Genomic DNA, 15,855 nt, shown 5'->3' with positions numbered 1-15,855 from the left:
TGCATTTCAAGAAGGGCAACCCTTCGACAGGCTCAGGGCGAACGGATGTATTTTTACCGCCCCTGATTGCGCCAGCGGGTGATGGTGCGGTCGAGGATGGCGTCCTCTCCGCCCGACTGCCGCCATAGTTCGGTGAAGCTGGGGTCGCCCGATGCGGGGCGGCGATGTTCTTCCAGATTGTCGAGCGCGACGCGGATCGGCACCGCGACGCCTTCGCCGCAGATGATCGCCTCCCGATTGCGCAGCGCGGGAATGGAATCGAGGAAACCGCGCGCGCCTTCGGGCATGGCGGCTTTCACAAAGGCCTGGTCGCGGTCGTTATTCAGGCGCATCGAAATGATGGTGCCGCACTGCGACAGCACGCCTTCGGCCAGATCGGACGGGCGCTGGGTGATGAGGCCCAGCGAAACGCCATATTTACGGCCTTCCTTGGCGATCCGCTCCAATATCTTGCGCACCGCCTGACCAGCACCGGTGGTGCTGCTGGGGATGTAGCGATGGGCTTCTTCACAGACCAGCAGGATCGGCCGCTGCGGTTCGTCGCGCGCCCAGATGGCATAGTCAAACACCAACCTCGACAATACCGACACGACGGTTGAGGTGATGTCGGACGGCATGGCCGACACGTCGATGATGGAGATCGGCTTGCCGTCCGATGGCAGGCGGAAAATCTTGGCGATGAAGGCCTGCATCGTGTCGGCGACCAACATGCCGGAGAACATGAAGCTGTAGCGCGGGTCCGCCTTGATCTCGTCAATCTTGGTCTTGAGCCGCATATAGGGCAGCGAATTGGTGCCCTTGTCGAGCTTGCCCATCTCATTCTGGAGGATGGAGGTGAGGTCCGACAGCAGATAGGGGATCGGCGAATCGACGGTCAGGCGACCAATCTGTTCAGCCAGCCGATTCTTGGACCGCGCGGCGAGCAGGCATTTGGCGAGAATGTCGCAATCGACGGTGCGCTCGGAACCGGACGAGGTGACGAACACCTCGCAATGTTCCTCAAAATTCATCAGCCAATAGGGCAGGGCCAGATTGTTGATGTCGAATACCGCGCCATTGGTGGCGAAGGCCGCGCCATATTCGCCATGCGGGTCGATCATGACGATATGCCCCTGCGGCGACAGGTCGCAGATACGGTGCAGGATGAGGGCCGCGCTGGTCGATTTGCCGGTGCCGGTGGAGCCGAGCAGCGCAAAATGCTTGCCCAGCATCGAATCGACATAGAGGGCGGCGCGGGTATCGTTGGTGGGATAGACAGTACCGATTTCGACATTGGGGCGGTCGTCGGCGGCATAGATTTGCTGCATGTCGCTGCCCGACACGGGGAAGATATCGGTTCCCGGCGTGGGATAGCGGGTCACGCCGCGGCGGAAGCGATAGATGCGGCCGGTCAGTTGCTCCTCGTCGCCCTCGCCCAGAAAGTCGATGTCGGCGATGATGCTCTTGCTGGCCTGATCCAGCGTCATCGCGCGCACGCTGGCGACCAGCCAGCATTGGCCGACGCGCATCTTCACCTGGCTGCCCACCTGTCCCGCCATTGCGGTGCAGGGATCGGGATCCTGTCCCAGCACGGCGAGGCGCGTGGCGTCGATCATCACCTTGGAACTGGAGCCGGCAATCTGGAACACCATACCCATGGCCTGCCCCAGTGCGGGGTCCGCTGACGATGCAGCATTGGCAAATTGATGTGCGCCCGGCATCTGGGTCATGAGCCTTTGTCGTCCCTTCGACCGGAGCGGCTTCCGGCAAACTCGGACTGATCTAGGCGATAGAGGTAAAGATTGGCTTATAGCCGTACAGGGTTAATGCGCGGTAGGCACAGGTCCGAAACGGATCGACATGATACGGGGCGGAACAGCGGGCCAGTTGGCGCATTATTGCCGCGTAACAGTCAGGATCTTTGCTTGTCCGAAACGATAGTGGCCGATGAAGCGCGTCGCTCCGACGCGATCGCCATAGCCCGTGTCATCTGTATCCTTGGCGTTGTCTATGTCCATGCCTGGACCGGGCAGAATGGCGAGGCGCTCGACGCGCTGCGCGGCACGGCGCAGGATAATCTGCGCTGGGCATTGATGGAGATATTCGGGCGCAGCGCCGTACCGCTGCTGGGGCTGATTTCGGGCTGGCTGGTCGCAGGGTCGCAGAGCGCGCGGCACTGGCGGGGCCATGTCCGGCGCAAGGCGCGGACGATAGCGCTGCCGATGATCCTGTGGAACGGGCTGGCGATCCTGCTGGTGTCGGGCGCTGCCTATTTCGGGTCGCTAAGCGCGCCGGTGCCGACGTCGCCCTGGTGGGTGGTGGAGGAACTGCTGATCGTCAGCCGCAATCCCGACATCAATGTCCAGATGCCGTTTTTGCGCGACCTGTTCCTGTGCATGGTTGGCGCACCGCTGCTGGTGCGAGCGCCGGGATGGATATTGTGGCTGGTGATCATGGCGGCGGTGGCGGCGCATGTTGCGGGGCTGGGGCCGCCGGTGCTGATGCGGGCGTCGATCCTGTGCTTCTTCACGCTCGGCATCCTTGCCCGGCGCGGCGAGTGGGAGCGGCGGGCGATTGCGGCGCCGCTGGTGGCGGCAGTGCTACCCTTTGCGCTGATGATCAGCGTCCAGCTTTATGTGATGGTCGGGCTGGCGGAGTTGCCGCCCGTGCCGCTGCGCAATGCGATCGATCTGGCGGTGCGGATCGCGGCAGCGCTCGCCTTCTGGCGGCTGGCCTGGGCACTGGCGGGGAGCGGTGTGCGTGGCCTATTGCTGCGGATTGAGCCGTTCGCCTTCTTCCTCTTCTGCGCGCACCTGATCCTGATCTGGCTGTTCGGCCCGTTGCTGGGCCAGATGTTCGGGCCGCTCGGATCGCCGCTCTATCCGCTCTATCTGGTGATCCAGCCGCTGCTGGTGCTGGGTGCCGTGATGCTGATCGCTACGGCGCTGCGCCGGATCGTGCCCGGCGCGGCCACTATGCTGAGCGGCGGACGGATCAGGCCGGTTCGTGAGCGGTAAGCGCCTGCGCTGCAGCCATGGCGATGGTGAAGCTGTGCTTGCGCGCAGCCACATCGTAAATCTGTCCGGTGAGGATCAGTTCATCGACCTGGGTCCGGCGCAGAAAAGCCGCCAGATCGCGCTCGACATCGGCCTGGGTGCCGATGCTGGAGACGCTCAGCACGTCGGACAGCATCGCCTGCGCCTGGGGCGGCAGGCTGTCATAATAGCCTTCCACCGGCGGCTGGAGCTTGCCCGGCTGGCCGGTGCGCAGGCGTACGAACGCTTGCTGCATCGAACTGGCGAGGAGTTGGGCCTCATCTGCGCTATCGGCGGCAAAGACATTATAGCCCGCCATCACATAGGGATATTTGAGCTGCGCCGACGGGCGGAAGTCGCGGCGGTAGATGGCGATCGCCTCGTCCAGCGCGCCGGGTGCAAAATGAGAGGCGAAGGCGTAGGGCAGGCCGAGCGCGGCGGCGAGCTGCGCGCCGTAGAGGCTGGACCCCAAAATCCATAGCGGCACCTCCTCGCCCGCGCCGGGTGTCGCCTGAATGCCCAGTCGATCGTCGCCCGCGAAATAGGCCTGTAACTCCATGACGTCGCGCGGGAACTGATCCGCGCCGCCTGTCAGATTGCGGCGGATCGCCTGTGCCACCCGTTGGTCGGAACCGGGCGCGCGGCCCAGCCCCAGATCGATCCGGCCGGGGAACAGGGCGGCGAGGGTGCCAAATTGTTCGGCGATCAACAGCGGTGCATGGTTGGGCAGCATGATGCCGCCTGCGCCGATGCGGATGGTGGAGGTCGCATGGCCGATATGGGCAAGCACGACCGATGTGGCGGCAGACGCGATGCCCGCCATACCATGATGTTCGGCGACCCAGTAGCGATGATAGCCCAGCGTTTCGGCATGGGCCGCAAGATCGGCGGCATCGGCCAGTGCGGTGGCGACGCTGTCGCCTTCGCGAACGGGGACGAGGTCGAGCGTGGAAAAGCGTGTCATGCCCGCCATATGGGGGCAGGTTGGGTTTTATTTCAATACGGAAAAATCAGACCGCGCGGCCAAAGCCCTGTCCCGGGGTGTCCGCGCGACGGCCAAATGTCACCGGACGACGCGCCACCAGTGGGTTGGCGTCGCGGTCCAGCAGCGCCATCGTCTCGGAAAAACAGGGGCGCAGCGCCACGACGGTTTCGATCAATTCGTCCGGGCTTTCCCGCGTTTCCACGCAGCGGCGGGCGACCATCTCGATTTCTTCGGCCATGGCGCTCAGCCGATAGGCGCCAAATTGCGCCGATTCGCCCTTGAGCGTATGGGCGGGCGTCACCAGCGCGGCGGCATTGCGGGCGCGAAAGGCATCCTCGACAGCGCCGATGGATTTGGCGCCATCTTCACGGAAATAGCCAAGGATGCGCAGAAATGCCGTACCCAGTTCACCGCGGGTCCGTGCAAAATCGCTCCAATTGACGAGGTCGGCTTCTTGATGAGGCACCCGTGCCACTCCTTGCTCTAACAACAAGAAAATAGGCGGTGCATGTAAACAGAGCGTTAAAGCGTCGCGAATGGCAATGGATTGTTCGCTTCAATCTGGTGCAATGTGAGCCAGCGCATAACGATGCGTGCCGAGGATCGCAAAGGACCAGCCATGCTGCCGGGCGAGCGCTTCCAGTTCGCGCCCGGCAATCGGGTCGTCCGCTTCGATCATAATGGCGTGCGTATCGCGCATGGCCCGTGCCGCGCGCAGGGCTGGCCAGGGACATTTCATGCCGCGCGCATGGACGATGACCGGATCGGCCATCGCGCCTATTTGCCGAACGGGTTTTTGGCGCTGCGGAGCGTCAATCGCACCGGCACCGCGCCAAAGCCCAGTTCCTTGCGGATGCCATTGACCAGATAGCGGCGATAGCTTTCGGGCAGATCGTCAAGCCGCGTGCCGAACAGGATGAAGCCGGGGGGGCGGGTCTTGGCCTGGGTGATGTAACGCAGCTTGATCCGCTTGCCGCCGGGTGCTGGCGGGGGATTGGCCTCCAGCGCGCTTTCAAACCAGCGGTTGAGGACGCCGGTGGACACGCGCTTCGACCAGGTGGTGCGGGTTTCGAAGGCGACGCGGATCAGGTCGTCCAATCCCTTGCCGGTCGCGGCCGACACGGTCATGATCGGCACGCCGCGCACTTGCGCGAGGCCGTCGAACAGCGCCTGCTTGATGCCCTGATAGAGGGCCGAACCATGTTCGACCGTATCCCATTTGTTGAGCGCGACGACGAGCGCGCGCCCTTCCTCCAGCACCTTGTCGGCGATGCGCAGATCCTGCGCCTCCAGCCCGCGGGTCGAATCGAGCAGCAGCACGACGACTTCGGCGAAGTTCACAGCGTTCAGGCCATCGGTGACGGCCAGCTTTTCCAGCTTGTCCTGCACCTTGGCATGTTTGCGCATCCCGGCGGTGTCGATCAGGCGGACGGGACGTTCGACGCCTTCGTCGCTGACCCACATCCAGTCGACGGCAATGCTGTCGCGGGTGATGCCCGCTTCCGGGCCGGTCAGCAGGCGATTTTCACCCAGCAGCCGGTTGATCAGCGTGGATTTGCCCGCATTGGGACGACCGACGATGGCGAGCTTGAGCGGCGCGCTCTCGTCATCCTCGTAAAATGTCTTGTCCTCGGTTTCAAATTCCTCCCGCTCCAGATGCGGGAGCAGCGCCTGAAACAGGTCGGCAAGCCCCTGGCCATGTTCGGCGGAGAAGGGGATGGGTTCACCCAGGCCCAGGCTGAAAGATTCCATCACGCCATCATCAGCAGCCTTGCCCTCCGCCTTGTTGGCGACCAGCACGACGGGCACGTCATTGGCGCGCAGCCAGCGGGCGATTTCCTCGTCCAGCGGGGTGATGCCCGCGCGCGCGTCGATCATGAAGAGCGCAAGGTCGCAATTTTCGACCGCCGCCTCGGTCTGCATCCGCATCCGGCCGGGCAGGCTGTTGGCGTCCTCATCCTCATAACCGGCTGTATCGACGATGATGAAGTCCAGGCCGAGCAGATGCGCCTCGCCCTCCCGCCGGTCGCGGGTGACGCCGGGCTGGTCGTCGACCAGCGCCAGCTTCTTGCCGACCAGGCGGTTGAAGAGGGTGGACTTGCCCACATTGGGCCGCCCGACAATGGCTACTGTGGGCAGCATGGAGGCCCGTTTCCTTCTGACAAATTCAAAATCGACAAACGCCGCGCTCCCGCGAAGGCGGGAGCCCAGTCCGTATCGGGGAACTGGACTCCCGCCTTCGCGGGAGCGGGCTTAGCATGTTTGTTGCTCTTAGCGGAGTGCCGTCAATTTTCCATCATCGGCAAGCACATAAAGCATATTGTTGGCGACGATGGGCGAGAGCGACATGGAGCGATCCATGTCCACTTGCGCCTGCACGCTGCCATTGGTGGGATCGACATAGACCATCTGGCCGCGCGTGGACACGACGATCAGGCGATTGCCCGCCAGAACAGGGCCGGTCCAGCGGATCGCCTTGTCCTTCTTCTTTTCCTTCTGCCAGCGGCGCAGTTGGCTGACCCAGCGGATCTTGCCGGTGGCGCGCGCGACGCAGAGCAGGCGGGCATCGCTGGTGACGACGAACACCCATTCGCCGACCACCGACGGGGTGGAAATGCCCGCAATATTGATTTCCCACAGGCGCTGCCCGCTGGTCAGTTCATAGGAGGCCATGCGGCCGCCCTGACCGATCGCGAACACCCGGCCCCGGTCGATCACCGGATCGGCATCAATGTCGGTCAGCGTCGCCACGGCGGTCGAAATGCTGGTGCGCGAGAGCGCGTCGCCCCACAGGGTGCGGCCATTTTCATAGCGATAGGCGGTCAGTTCGCCGGAGCTGTAGCCTGCGATCACGGTCCCCTGCGCGGCGGCGGGGGCGGCAACACCGAACACGCCGGTCACCTGCAACGTGCCGCTGTCGGTCCACTGGGTTTCGCCATCGGACTGGTTCAGCGCGAAAATCTGATTGTCCTGGCCCATCACATAGACATGGCCATTTTCCAGCGTCGGCGCGCCGCGCAGCGGCCCGGCCAGATGCTTCTTCCAGATGATGGCCCCGTCGGTGGTATTGAGCGCGAATACATCGCCAAGGCCAGTGCTGGCGAACACCCGGTCGCCCAATACGCTGACGCCGCCGCCGAAGAGCGAACGGCCATTGCCCTTGCCCTCGGCAGGCAGGCTGGTCTGCCACAATTTGCCGCCAGTGGCCGCGTCGAACGCGATGACATGCGCGCCTGCGTCGGTCACGAACAGCTTGCCGCCCGACACGACCGGCGATGCGGCCAGGCGCGCCTGCGGCGAGCTGCCCTCGATCGAGGCGCTCCATACCTGCGTTGGTGATCCGCCCAGTGAGACATTGCCCATCGCCTTGGACGGGTCGCCGCCCGGCTGCGCCCATTGTTCGTTGACATAGGGGGCGGGCAGGCTGACCGGCACGTCGGCCAGCGCGGGTTCAACCTCGACACCCTGTTCATTGTTCAGGATGGACACGCGGTTACCCAGTACCGGGGTCTTGGGACCACCCTTCTTGCCGCCAACAATGCCGCAGCCGGCCAGCAGCGCGATCATCAGGGTGAGCGTCACGGCGCGGCCAATGGGCGCTTTATTCTTCATGCTGTCCATTCCCATGCGCTCATTCATCCCTGTGCCGGATCAGCGGGCAATTCGACCGCATCGATCCCCAATAGTCCTGCCATCTGTCGCGCGCGTGAACGGATCGACTGGGGCACATTGGCATCCTTGGCGATTCCGGCGAAAAGCGGCCCGGCGAGGTCATTCTTGCCCATCTTCATGTAAGCGATGGCGACCAGCTCGCCCGCGCTGCCGAACCAGGGCGCACCCTCGATCGCCAGCGGTTTCAGGCGATCGACGATCTGCTGCGGCTTTAGCGTTTCAAATTCCAGTGCGGTCTGGCGGATCAGCGCCAGATCACGATAGGGCTGGTCCAGCCCGGTATCGGCAACCATCGCGCCATAGAGGGCGATTGCCCCCTTGGCGTCGCCCTTGCGCGAAGCGGTGCCGGCCTGCACCAGCAAAGCCGACGCGCGATAGCCTGGCTGGTTGGCCTTGGTCAGAGCGTCCAGCTGCTTGGCGTCGGGCGTGCCGCCGCCGGTGGCGGTCGCCAGCACGGCGTCCATCTGTTCCGACACGGCTTCCGATTGGGTCTTGCTGTGATGTTGCCAGTAGAGCCAGCCGCCAAAGGCCGCCAAGCCGACGACGACCGCAACCAATATCCAGCGCCCATAGCGCTGCCACACCGTCAAAAGCTGGTCCTGACGGACCGCTTCATCGACTTCACGCATGAAGGCTTCGCTATTTTGCGGCGTCAGGGCCACGATATTCTCCGGGACATGGATCAGAAACAGATGGGCAGAAGGCGCGATCAATAGCGGCGCTTATGCCACAGGCAAATCACTTTTTCGGGCGATAGACCTGTTCTTCCGTCGGAAAGCTGCGCGCCCGCACATCGGCGGCGTAACGCTCTGCTGCACTGGCAATGGTTTGCGCGATATTGTCGAAGCGTTTGACGAAGCGCGGCACCCGTTCGAACATGCCCAGCATATCTTCGGTCACCAGCACCTGCCCGTCGCAATGCGCCGATGCGCCAATGCCGATCACCGGCACATCGACGCTGTCGGTGATAGCGACGGCAAGCTCCTCCATCACGCCTTCCAGCACCATGGCAAAGGCGCCCGCCTGCGCCACGGCACGGGCGTCGGCCATGATCTTGGCATGTTCTTCCTGGCTCTTGCCGCGCGCGCCATAGCCGCCCAGCGCATTGACCGCCTGCGGGGTCAGGCCGACATGGGCCATGACCGGGATGCCGCGCTGGCTGAGGAACGCGATGGTTTCCGCCATGACCTGCCCACCTTCCAGCTTGACCGCCGCCGCGCCGGTTTCCGCCATGATGCGGCTGGCGCTGGCGAAGGCCTGTTGCGGGGAGGATTCATAGCTGCCGAACGGCATGTCGACGATCACGACGCTATGATAGCTGCCGCGCACGACCGCCGCGCCATGAGCGCACATCATGTCGAGCGTGACGGCGAGGGTGGAAGGCAGGCCATAAATCACCTGCCCCAGCGAATCGCCGACCAGCAGCATGTCGCAATGCGGATCGAGCAATTGCGCCTGCCGAGCGGTGTAGGCCGTCAGCATCACCAGCGGCTCTTCGGTTGTCCCCTCAAACTTGCGCCGCTGGATGGCAGGCACGGTCAGGCGCTTCATCGGCGCAGGGGTGGGATTGGCGCGGCTGGTCGATGTGTCGAGCGTGAAGGTCGTGGACATGGGCAGGCTCTAGCCCAGCCGGTCCCGCGGCGCAAATGGCCAGCAATGGGCGGAGTGGCATGGTCGTGCCGCTCCGCCCACCGGCGGGGTGAGAGGGATCAGAAGCTGAACTTGATCGTGCCGCCCCAGGTTTGCGGATCGCCGGGCTGGCCGGCGATCAGGCCGGTGTTGCCGGGCGCGACCTGGAGGGTTTCGATATAATCGACGTCGAGCGCGTTGCGGACCCAGCCGAATACGTCGAACCCTTCGCCCCGGAAACCGGCGCGGAAGTTGGTCAGCGCATAGCCCTTCACATTGGTGTAGATCGAGGGTGAGGCGTTGCTGTTCCAGTGCGAACGGTAATTGCCGTCCACGCCGAAATAGACTTGACCCTCTTTCGCCAGCAGCGTCACCGGCTGGTTGATCTCCGCACCATAAGAGAAGGCCCATTTGGATACGCCCGGCAGATCGGCACCGGAAATGTCGCACTGGCGCGGGCTGAGCGCACCCGGCACGCCCGGCTGCGAATAGTCGGGCGTCGCATTGGCCGCCTGGAACGTGCCGCCCGACAGTTCGGGCGGGCAGGGCGCGTCCACGAATTTCTTATATTTGGCGTCGGTATAGGCGCCATTGGCATAGGCGGTGAAGCGGTCGCTGGCGACGATCTTGAAATCCGCCTCGATACCCTGCGACTGGACCTTGCCCGCATTGGCCAGATAGCCGCGCACCGTACCGAACTGGCCGCCATTCACCGTTGCCTGGAAATTCTTGATGTCGGTGCGGAAGGCGGTGAGGTTGAAGGTCGCGCGGCGATCGAAGAACTGGGTCTTGAGGCCGATTTCATAATGGTTGACCGATTCCGGCTTCACCGTGCTGGCGTCATAATTGACCGTATTGTCGGCGTTGAGCGGCAGGCCGTTCTGGTTGATCCCCAGCGTCTTGAAACTTTTGGCATAGGTCGCATAGGCCAGCACATCGCGGGCGATCTTGTAATTGATGTTTAAGTCGTAGGTGAAATTCCATGCGCTGTCGGAGGGGGCGCTGACCTGTGGCTGATAGACGCCGCATTGCTGGGTGGTTCCCTTGATGGTCCCCGGTTCAGCGACGGTGGTGCAACTGATGGCCTGACCCGGGGCGTTGGTGACGACGCGCTGATAGAAGCCAGACTTCTTGTCATAGTTAAGGCGCAGGCCCGGCTGGATCGTCAGCGCGTCCGTCACTTTCCAGCTTAGCTGACCGAATAGAGCGGCACTGTCGGCCTTCAGATATTGGGTGTTGCTGGCGGTCAGGCCTGCCAGCGTAGCTGGGATATTGGCGGGATTGGCCGGATCGGTCGATGGTGCCAGGCTCCATTTCGCAGCGGCGTTGCCCTGCTGTTCTGTGCCCTGCGTGTCGATCCGCTGCTTGAAACCAAACAGGCCGAGGACGAAATCGACATCCTGGCTTTCGTAATTATAGCGGAATTCCTGGCTATACTGGTCCTGCTGTGAGGGGTTCTGCGATTTCGACACGATCGACAGGCCGGTAAAGTCGCGGTCATTTTCCGGCATCCAGTCCCAGAAGCGCCAGGCGGTGACGGAAGTCAGGGTGCCGGGGCCGACATCCCATTTGATCTTCGCCGACACGCCGCCAATCTTGTTGCCAGCGTTCAGGTTGCTGTCCAGATCAGTCAGCCGGTCATAGGGATTGCGGCTGGGGACGACATAATTTTGCGCGGCGGCCAGTGCGTCATATTGGCGGTTGAGCGGACGCTGGGTGCGACCGACGCGCACGAAGGTGGTGCCGCAGCATTCGGGGTCTTGCTTGCTGTAATCGCCCGACAGGGTGATGCTGAAATCCTCGCTGGGCTTGAACAGCAACTGGCCGCGAAGGCCCAGATTGTCCTGTTCGTTGATCCAGCGCTGGCTTGTCACATTGTAGAGCGTGCCGCGACGGCTGGTCGATGCCATGGCAATGCGCACGGCGACCGTGTCGGACAGAGGACCAGAAACGGCGGCCTTTGCCTGTTTGAGGTTGAGGTTGCCGACGGTCAGTTCGGCGCGGCCCTCAAAATTAAAGGTCGGCTGGTTGGTCGTGATGTTGATCGCGCCTGCCGTGGTGTTCTTGCCATAGAGCGTGCCCTGTGGCCCGCGCAGCACTTCGACCTGCGCGACGTCGAGGAAGTCGAAGGTCGCAGCGGCAACGCGGCTGTTATAGACGTCGTCGACATAGATGCCGACGCCCTGTTCAAAGCCGTCGCTGGTCAGGCCGAACGGCACGCCAAGGCCACGAATGTTGACCGACGTGTTGCGCGGGTTGGTGGTATAAACCTGCAGCGTCGGCGCGAGCTGTTGCAGCTTGACGATGTTGAAATTGCCGGTCGCCTCGATGCTGTCGCCACGGACCACGGAAATGGCCAGTGGCACTTCCTGCGCGGTTTCCTGACGGCGGCGGGCGGTCACGACGATGACGTCGCTGCGCGGGTTCTGCGTTTCGGCGGCCGGGTCGACCGGTTGTGGCGTGGCGTCCTGCGCAAAGGCAGCAGGCGTGATGAAGGAAGCGCTTGCCACGCTGGCAAGCAACAGAAAACGCGCAATCATATTGGTCCCCTTTTTCCGGCGGTCCGGTGTTTAGTCGATCGCGGCGTTTCCGGTGGTCCGGTCAAAGCCTGTATTTTCAGGATGATGCTCAATAGTGCGGCTCACCCCCTTGCCGCATGGGTCATGATGACCCGGTAGCCCCGTTTTACTCGCCCTCCGCTGTCAGCTGGTCAGGCGCGTCTTTTCAGTCACATCGATCTGGACCACGCGGGCGTCATGGACGGTCAGCGTGATCGATCCGAATTTCAGGCCCGCTAACACGCCTCGCACCTTGTCGATGCTGATCGTGATGTCGGACCGTTGTGCGTCGGTGCGACCGATGCGCAAGTCAGTTGGTCTTGTGTCAGTCATGCGTACCTCTTTCCGCACATTATCTCAACTAGATTGATAGACAAAAAAGTAAATATAAGGGGCGCTCAAGTTTCTCTTGTCGCGCCCCTTGGGGTTCAATGATCACAAATGGGCGCGAAGGCCCGCAGAGGTCAGCGTTTGCCGCGCCAGCGGAATGGCGGGACGGGACTGGCGCATGGCGGACGCCTGTTCCTGGGCATTGTCGATCAGCCGTTCGAGCAGCCCCTGTCCAAAACTCCATTCGCCAAGGCCCGAATCGGCGTTGATGTGGCCGACATGGCCCGCATCGACAAATTCGCTGCCCCAATATTTGCCGACGCTGTGGGCGCGCTCGAAGAAGATATAAGGGTCGTCCCGGCTGGCCACCAGGATGGACGGGAAGGGCAGCGGCGCGCGCGGAGTGGGGCCAAAGCCACCGATCGTTTCTGGCGTTTCCATCCGGTCGCAATCGGGCGGCGCAACAAGCAGTGCGCCGGTCACGGGCCAGCCATAGGCCTGGCTCTGCAACGCACCCCACCAGGCGACAGCCATGCAGCCCAGGCTGTGCGCCGCCAGGATGACGGGCCCGTTGGCAGCGCGGATCGCTGCATCCAGCCGCGTGACCCAAGCATTGCGGTTGGGGCTGGCCCAGCTGCCCAGATCAACCCGCTCGCAATCGCCGCGTGTATCCTCCCACAGGCTTTGCCAGTGGCCCGGCCCGCTATTGTTCAGGCCAGGGATGGTCAGCACGACCGGCTGGCGCGTGTCACCCGAAAATCCGAATCGCTCCATGGTCTGATCCTCATCCTGTCTATCCAGGACATGAGGATAATTCTATTTTTATGGTAGACAATGGGCAAGCGACAAAATGTGTCGAAATCTGGGCGACCGGAAAGCGCAGGCGGGCAGGCGGCTTTGCCACCACCGCCCGTCCACCAGACAGCCCCTACCAGGGGTAGATCAGACCATAATATTGATAGACGTTGCGGCCATAGCCATCGTCATAATCGGGGCGTTCGTCGGCCATGTGGCGCGGCGCTTCTTCCAGCAGCTTGCGGTCCAGGTCGACTACATAGCCGCCCTGCTGCTTGTCGTAATTCAGCATCGACCAGGGCAGGGGATAATGGTCATGCCCCATGCCCAGAAAGCCGCCAAAGGACAGCACTGCATAACGGACCTGCCCCGTAACCTTGTCGACCATGAAGTTGGAGATTTTGCCAAGCTTTTCGCCCTGCCGATTATAGACAGCAGTGCCCTCTACCCGATCGGATGCGATTAGCTGGCCGTGATTTTCAAGTGTCGTGTTAGACATTGTCACTCTCCTGCACAAGAAGGATCATAAGGATGCAACCACGGGGATGCCCGCGGGTTCCTTGTCGGCAAGAGCAGGAGATAGAGTCATGAAGATCAATCGTAGCGGATCAGCGGTGTGGAGCGGCGGGCTGAAAGACGGCAAGGGCGCGATATCGACCCAGAGCGGCGCGCTGGACGCCTATCCCTATGGATTTGCGACACGTTTTGAAGGCGTGCCGGGCAGCAACCCCGAAGAACTGATCGCCGCGGCCCACGCCTCGTGCTTCACCATGGCGCTGTCGCTGATCCTGGGTGAAGCCGGGCTGACAGCCACCAAAATGGACACAAAGGCGGTCGTCACGCTGGAAAAGCTGGACGATGGTTTTGCCGTCACCGCCAGCCATCTGACGCTCAAGGCCAGCATCCCCGACGTGGATGACGCGACATTTCAGGATCTGGCCGGCAAGGCCAAGGCCAATTGCCCGATTTCCAAATTGCTCAAGGCCGACATCAGTCTGGATGCAGAACTGTTGTCCTAACCCGCGCCGCCTTGCCGCGGACATGTTCGCGCCAGGCAATATAGAGACCGCTGGCGATGATCAGGCTTGCCCCGATCCAGGTCGTCGCCAGCGGCCATGGCTCGCCGATCGCAAGGCCCAGCAGCGTCGTCCAGATGATCGCGCTATAGTCCATTGGCAGCACCACCGACACCGGCCCCCAGCGCAGCGCGGCGGTCAGGCAAAGCTGGGCGATGCCGCCGAACAGGCCGATCAGCAGCAATAGCCCCCATGTGACCGGATCATGCATCTGCGCGAAGAAGGGCATGGCGATGCCCAGCGGGATCATCGACAGCGTGGTGAACCAGAACACCACCACGCCTGCGCTTTCGGTCCGGCCCAGTTCGCGCAGCACCAGGCTGACGCTGGCCGTCACGAAGGCGGCGGCGATGGCGACTGCGACCCCCTGTAGCGGGAAATGGCCGGCATCGGGCCGGATCATCACCAGCACCCCGACAAAGCCGATCAGCACGGCGGCCCAGCGATGGACGCCCGTCGCCTCCCGCAGGATCAGCGCCGACAGGATCGTGCCGAAGATCGGCATGGTAAAGCCGATCGTTGCGGCTTCCGCGGGCAATAGCAGGATATAGGACAGGAAATTGAGCAACATGCCGCTCAGCCCCAGCATCATGCGGCTGGCATGGACGCGGATGCGGTTGGTGCGCACGGTGCGGAGGCCATCGGCCATTGCCACCCAGCCGAACACGAAGGGCAGGGCGAGCGCCTGGCGATAGAAAAGCGATTCGACGACATGGACGCCCCGCCCATCGACCACCCGCACGGTCACGAACATGATCGACAGGCAGATGACGGCGGTCAGCCGCAGCCCGATGGCAAAAAGGGGCCGATGTGGTCGGGGTTGGGGCGGAGACGGCGTCACGGCCCCGCCTTAACCCGGTTGCGCCGTGGCGCAACCGGGTTGGGTCTATTTACAGCGGCTTGATGAATTTGAGCGTCATGCGGTCGCTTTCGCCGATCGCCAGATATTTGTCCCGATCGACATCCTTGTTGGTCAGCACAGGGGGCAGGGTCCATACGCCCTTGGCCCAATCCGCCGTATCCTTGGGATTGGCGTTGACTTCCGACGCGCCGACATAGGTGAAACCGGCGGCCTCAGCGATGCGGCGGATGGTCGAGACTTTGAGATAGCCGCTGGTCTTTTCCAGCGCGCTGTCGCGCCCTTCGGGCAGGCGATGATCAACCACGCCCAGCGTACCGCCGGGCTTGAGCATCGCAAAGAAGGCGGCGAAGGTCGCAGCTTCGTTCCCCGCCATTACCATATTATGGACATTGCGGAAGGTCAGCACCGTGTCCACGCTGTTGGCGGGGATCGTCGCGGTCGCTTCGGGATAGGCGACCACCATCACCTTGTCATAGACGGCAGGCTTGGCGGCCAGGAATGTCTTGTAGCCGTCGAGATAGCGGCCAGTGGGTTGCAGCGCGTAGAATTTGCCCTGATCGCGCAGCAACGGCGCCAATATTTCGGTGTACCAGCCACCGCTGGGGGAATATTCCACCACAGTCTGGGTCGGTGTCACGCCGAAAAAGGCCAATGTTTCAGCCGGGTGGCGATATTTGTCGCGCAGGACATTGGTTGGCGTGCGGCTGGGCGCGGCGACGGCGGCGGCAATCGGGTCTGCCGCCTTGTGCGCGGCATGATCGCCATGGCCGACATGTTGGGCCAGCAGGGGCAAAGCGGGCAGGCCAAGGCCGGTCAGCAGCAGTCCGGCACGGGCGAGACGGTTCATCGGCAGTCCTCTCTTGATAGGTCAGGAGAGGGGTGTGCCGGTCGTAGCGAGTGGAAGCAAGGGGGCTGGAGGGGAAATCCCTTCCAG

Annotated in this window: 16 protein-coding genes; 2 read left to right on the top strand and 14 right to left on the bottom strand. The window is 62.9% G+C overall.

The window, feature by feature from the left end; translation table 11 throughout:
* Positions 1-53: 53 nt before the first annotated feature.
* Positions 54-1,709, bottom strand: coding sequence for an ATP-binding protein (locus KRZ98_RS10305; protein ID WP_217673465.1), 1,656 nt, complete (start codon positions 1,707-1,709; stop codon positions 54-56).
* 195 nt (positions 1,710-1,904) lie between these two features.
* Here KRZ98_RS10305 and KRZ98_RS10300 point away from each other — a divergent pair, with 195 nt between their 5' ends.
* Complete coding sequence (locus KRZ98_RS10300; RefSeq protein ID WP_217673464.1) at positions 1,905-2,996, top strand: acyltransferase; 1,092 nt, start codon at positions 1,905-1,907, stop codon at positions 2,994-2,996.
* On the opposite strand, the gene KRZ98_RS10295 is transcribed toward KRZ98_RS10300, so the two are convergent.
* The 11 genes from KRZ98_RS10295 to KRZ98_RS10245 all read right to left on the bottom strand — a co-directional run bounded on the left by KRZ98_RS10295 (position 2,974) and on the right by KRZ98_RS10245 (position 13,482).
* Positions 2,974-3,978 carry an LLM class flavin-dependent oxidoreductase gene (locus tag KRZ98_RS10295; protein WP_217673463.1) on the bottom strand — a complete coding sequence of 335 codons (1,005 nt, stop codon included), beginning with the start codon at positions 3,976-3,978 and terminating at the stop codon, positions 2,974-2,976. The two genes, KRZ98_RS10300 and KRZ98_RS10295, sit on opposite strands and share 23 nt — an antisense overlap.
* A gap of 46 nt (positions 3,979-4,024) precedes the next feature.
* Complete coding sequence (locus tag KRZ98_RS10290; protein WP_217673462.1) at positions 4,025-4,465, bottom strand: Hpt domain-containing protein; 441 nt, start codon at positions 4,463-4,465, stop codon at positions 4,025-4,027.
* A 90-nt stretch (positions 4,466-4,555) separates the two neighbouring features.
* Complete coding sequence (locus KRZ98_RS10285) at positions 4,556-4,771, bottom strand: sulfurtransferase TusA family protein (RefSeq protein ID WP_217673461.1); 216 nt, start codon at positions 4,769-4,771, stop codon at positions 4,556-4,558.
* A gap of 5 nt (positions 4,772-4,776) precedes the next feature.
* Complete coding sequence (gene der / locus KRZ98_RS10280; RefSeq protein WP_217673460.1) at positions 4,777-6,141, bottom strand: ribosome biogenesis GTPase Der; 1,365 nt, start codon at positions 6,139-6,141, stop codon at positions 4,777-4,779.
* A gap of 129 nt (positions 6,142-6,270) precedes the next feature.
* Positions 6,271-7,620: a PQQ-binding-like beta-propeller repeat protein gene (locus KRZ98_RS10275; protein ID WP_217673688.1), complete on the bottom strand. Its 1,350-nt coding sequence runs from the start codon at positions 7,618-7,620 to the stop codon at positions 6,271-6,273.
* A 14-nt stretch (positions 7,621-7,634) separates the two neighbouring features.
* Positions 7,635-8,333: a tetratricopeptide repeat protein gene (locus tag KRZ98_RS10270; RefSeq protein WP_217673687.1), complete on the bottom strand. Its 699-nt coding sequence runs from the start codon at positions 8,331-8,333 to the stop codon at positions 7,635-7,637.
* 76 nt (positions 8,334-8,409) lie between these two features.
* Positions 8,410-9,282 (bottom strand): 3-methyl-2-oxobutanoate hydroxymethyltransferase, encoded by an 873-nt coding sequence (panB, locus tag KRZ98_RS10265; RefSeq protein WP_217673459.1) that lies wholly within the window; start codon positions 9,280-9,282, stop codon positions 8,410-8,412.
* Positions 9,283-9,380: 98 nt separating this feature from the next.
* Positions 9,381-11,840, bottom strand: a complete 2,460-nt coding sequence (locus KRZ98_RS10260; protein ID WP_217673458.1) for a TonB-dependent receptor — start codon at positions 11,838-11,840, stop codon at positions 9,381-9,383.
* Positions 11,841-12,002: 162 nt separating this feature from the next.
* Complete coding sequence (locus KRZ98_RS10255) at positions 12,003-12,191, bottom strand: YezD family protein (protein WP_217673457.1); 189 nt, start codon at positions 12,189-12,191, stop codon at positions 12,003-12,005.
* A gap of 102 nt (positions 12,192-12,293) precedes the next feature.
* A complete protein-coding gene (locus KRZ98_RS10250; RefSeq protein WP_217673456.1) occupies positions 12,294-12,962 on the bottom strand; it encodes an alpha/beta hydrolase in 669 nt (222 codons plus the stop codon).
* A 154-nt stretch (positions 12,963-13,116) separates the two neighbouring features.
* The gene (locus KRZ98_RS10245) at positions 13,117-13,482 is read right to left on the bottom strand and encodes a PRC-barrel domain-containing protein (RefSeq protein WP_217673455.1); all 366 of its coding nucleotides are present in this window, start codon (positions 13,480-13,482) and stop codon (positions 13,117-13,119) included.
* An 88-nt stretch (positions 13,483-13,570) separates the two neighbouring features.
* On the opposite strand from KRZ98_RS10245, the gene KRZ98_RS10240 reads away from it, so the two are divergent.
* Complete coding sequence (locus tag KRZ98_RS10240) at positions 13,571-14,002, top strand: OsmC family protein (RefSeq protein ID WP_217673454.1); 432 nt, start codon at positions 13,571-13,573, stop codon at positions 14,000-14,002.
* Here KRZ98_RS10240 and KRZ98_RS10235 read toward each other — a convergent pair.
* Together KRZ98_RS10235 and KRZ98_RS10230 are read right to left on the bottom strand one after the other, a co-directional pair.
* Positions 13,974-14,852 carry a DMT family transporter gene (locus KRZ98_RS10235; RefSeq protein ID WP_368389809.1) on the bottom strand — a complete coding sequence of 293 codons (879 nt, stop codon included), beginning with the start codon at positions 14,850-14,852 and terminating at the stop codon, positions 13,974-13,976. The genes KRZ98_RS10240 and KRZ98_RS10235 overlap by 29 nt on opposite strands.
* Positions 14,853-14,949: 97 nt before the next feature.
* A complete protein-coding gene (locus KRZ98_RS10230; RefSeq protein ID WP_217673452.1) occupies positions 14,950-15,768 on the bottom strand; it encodes a class I SAM-dependent methyltransferase in 819 nt (272 codons plus the stop codon).
* Between the last annotated feature and the right edge of the window lie 87 nt (positions 15,769-15,855).

This window comes from Sphingobium sp. AS12 (assembly GCF_019097845.1).
GTDB lineage: Bacteria > Pseudomonadota > Alphaproteobacteria > Sphingomonadales > Sphingomonadaceae > Sphingobium.
Note: the sequence above shows the minus strand (reverse complement) of the source record. Positions and strands in the feature narration are given on the sequence as shown.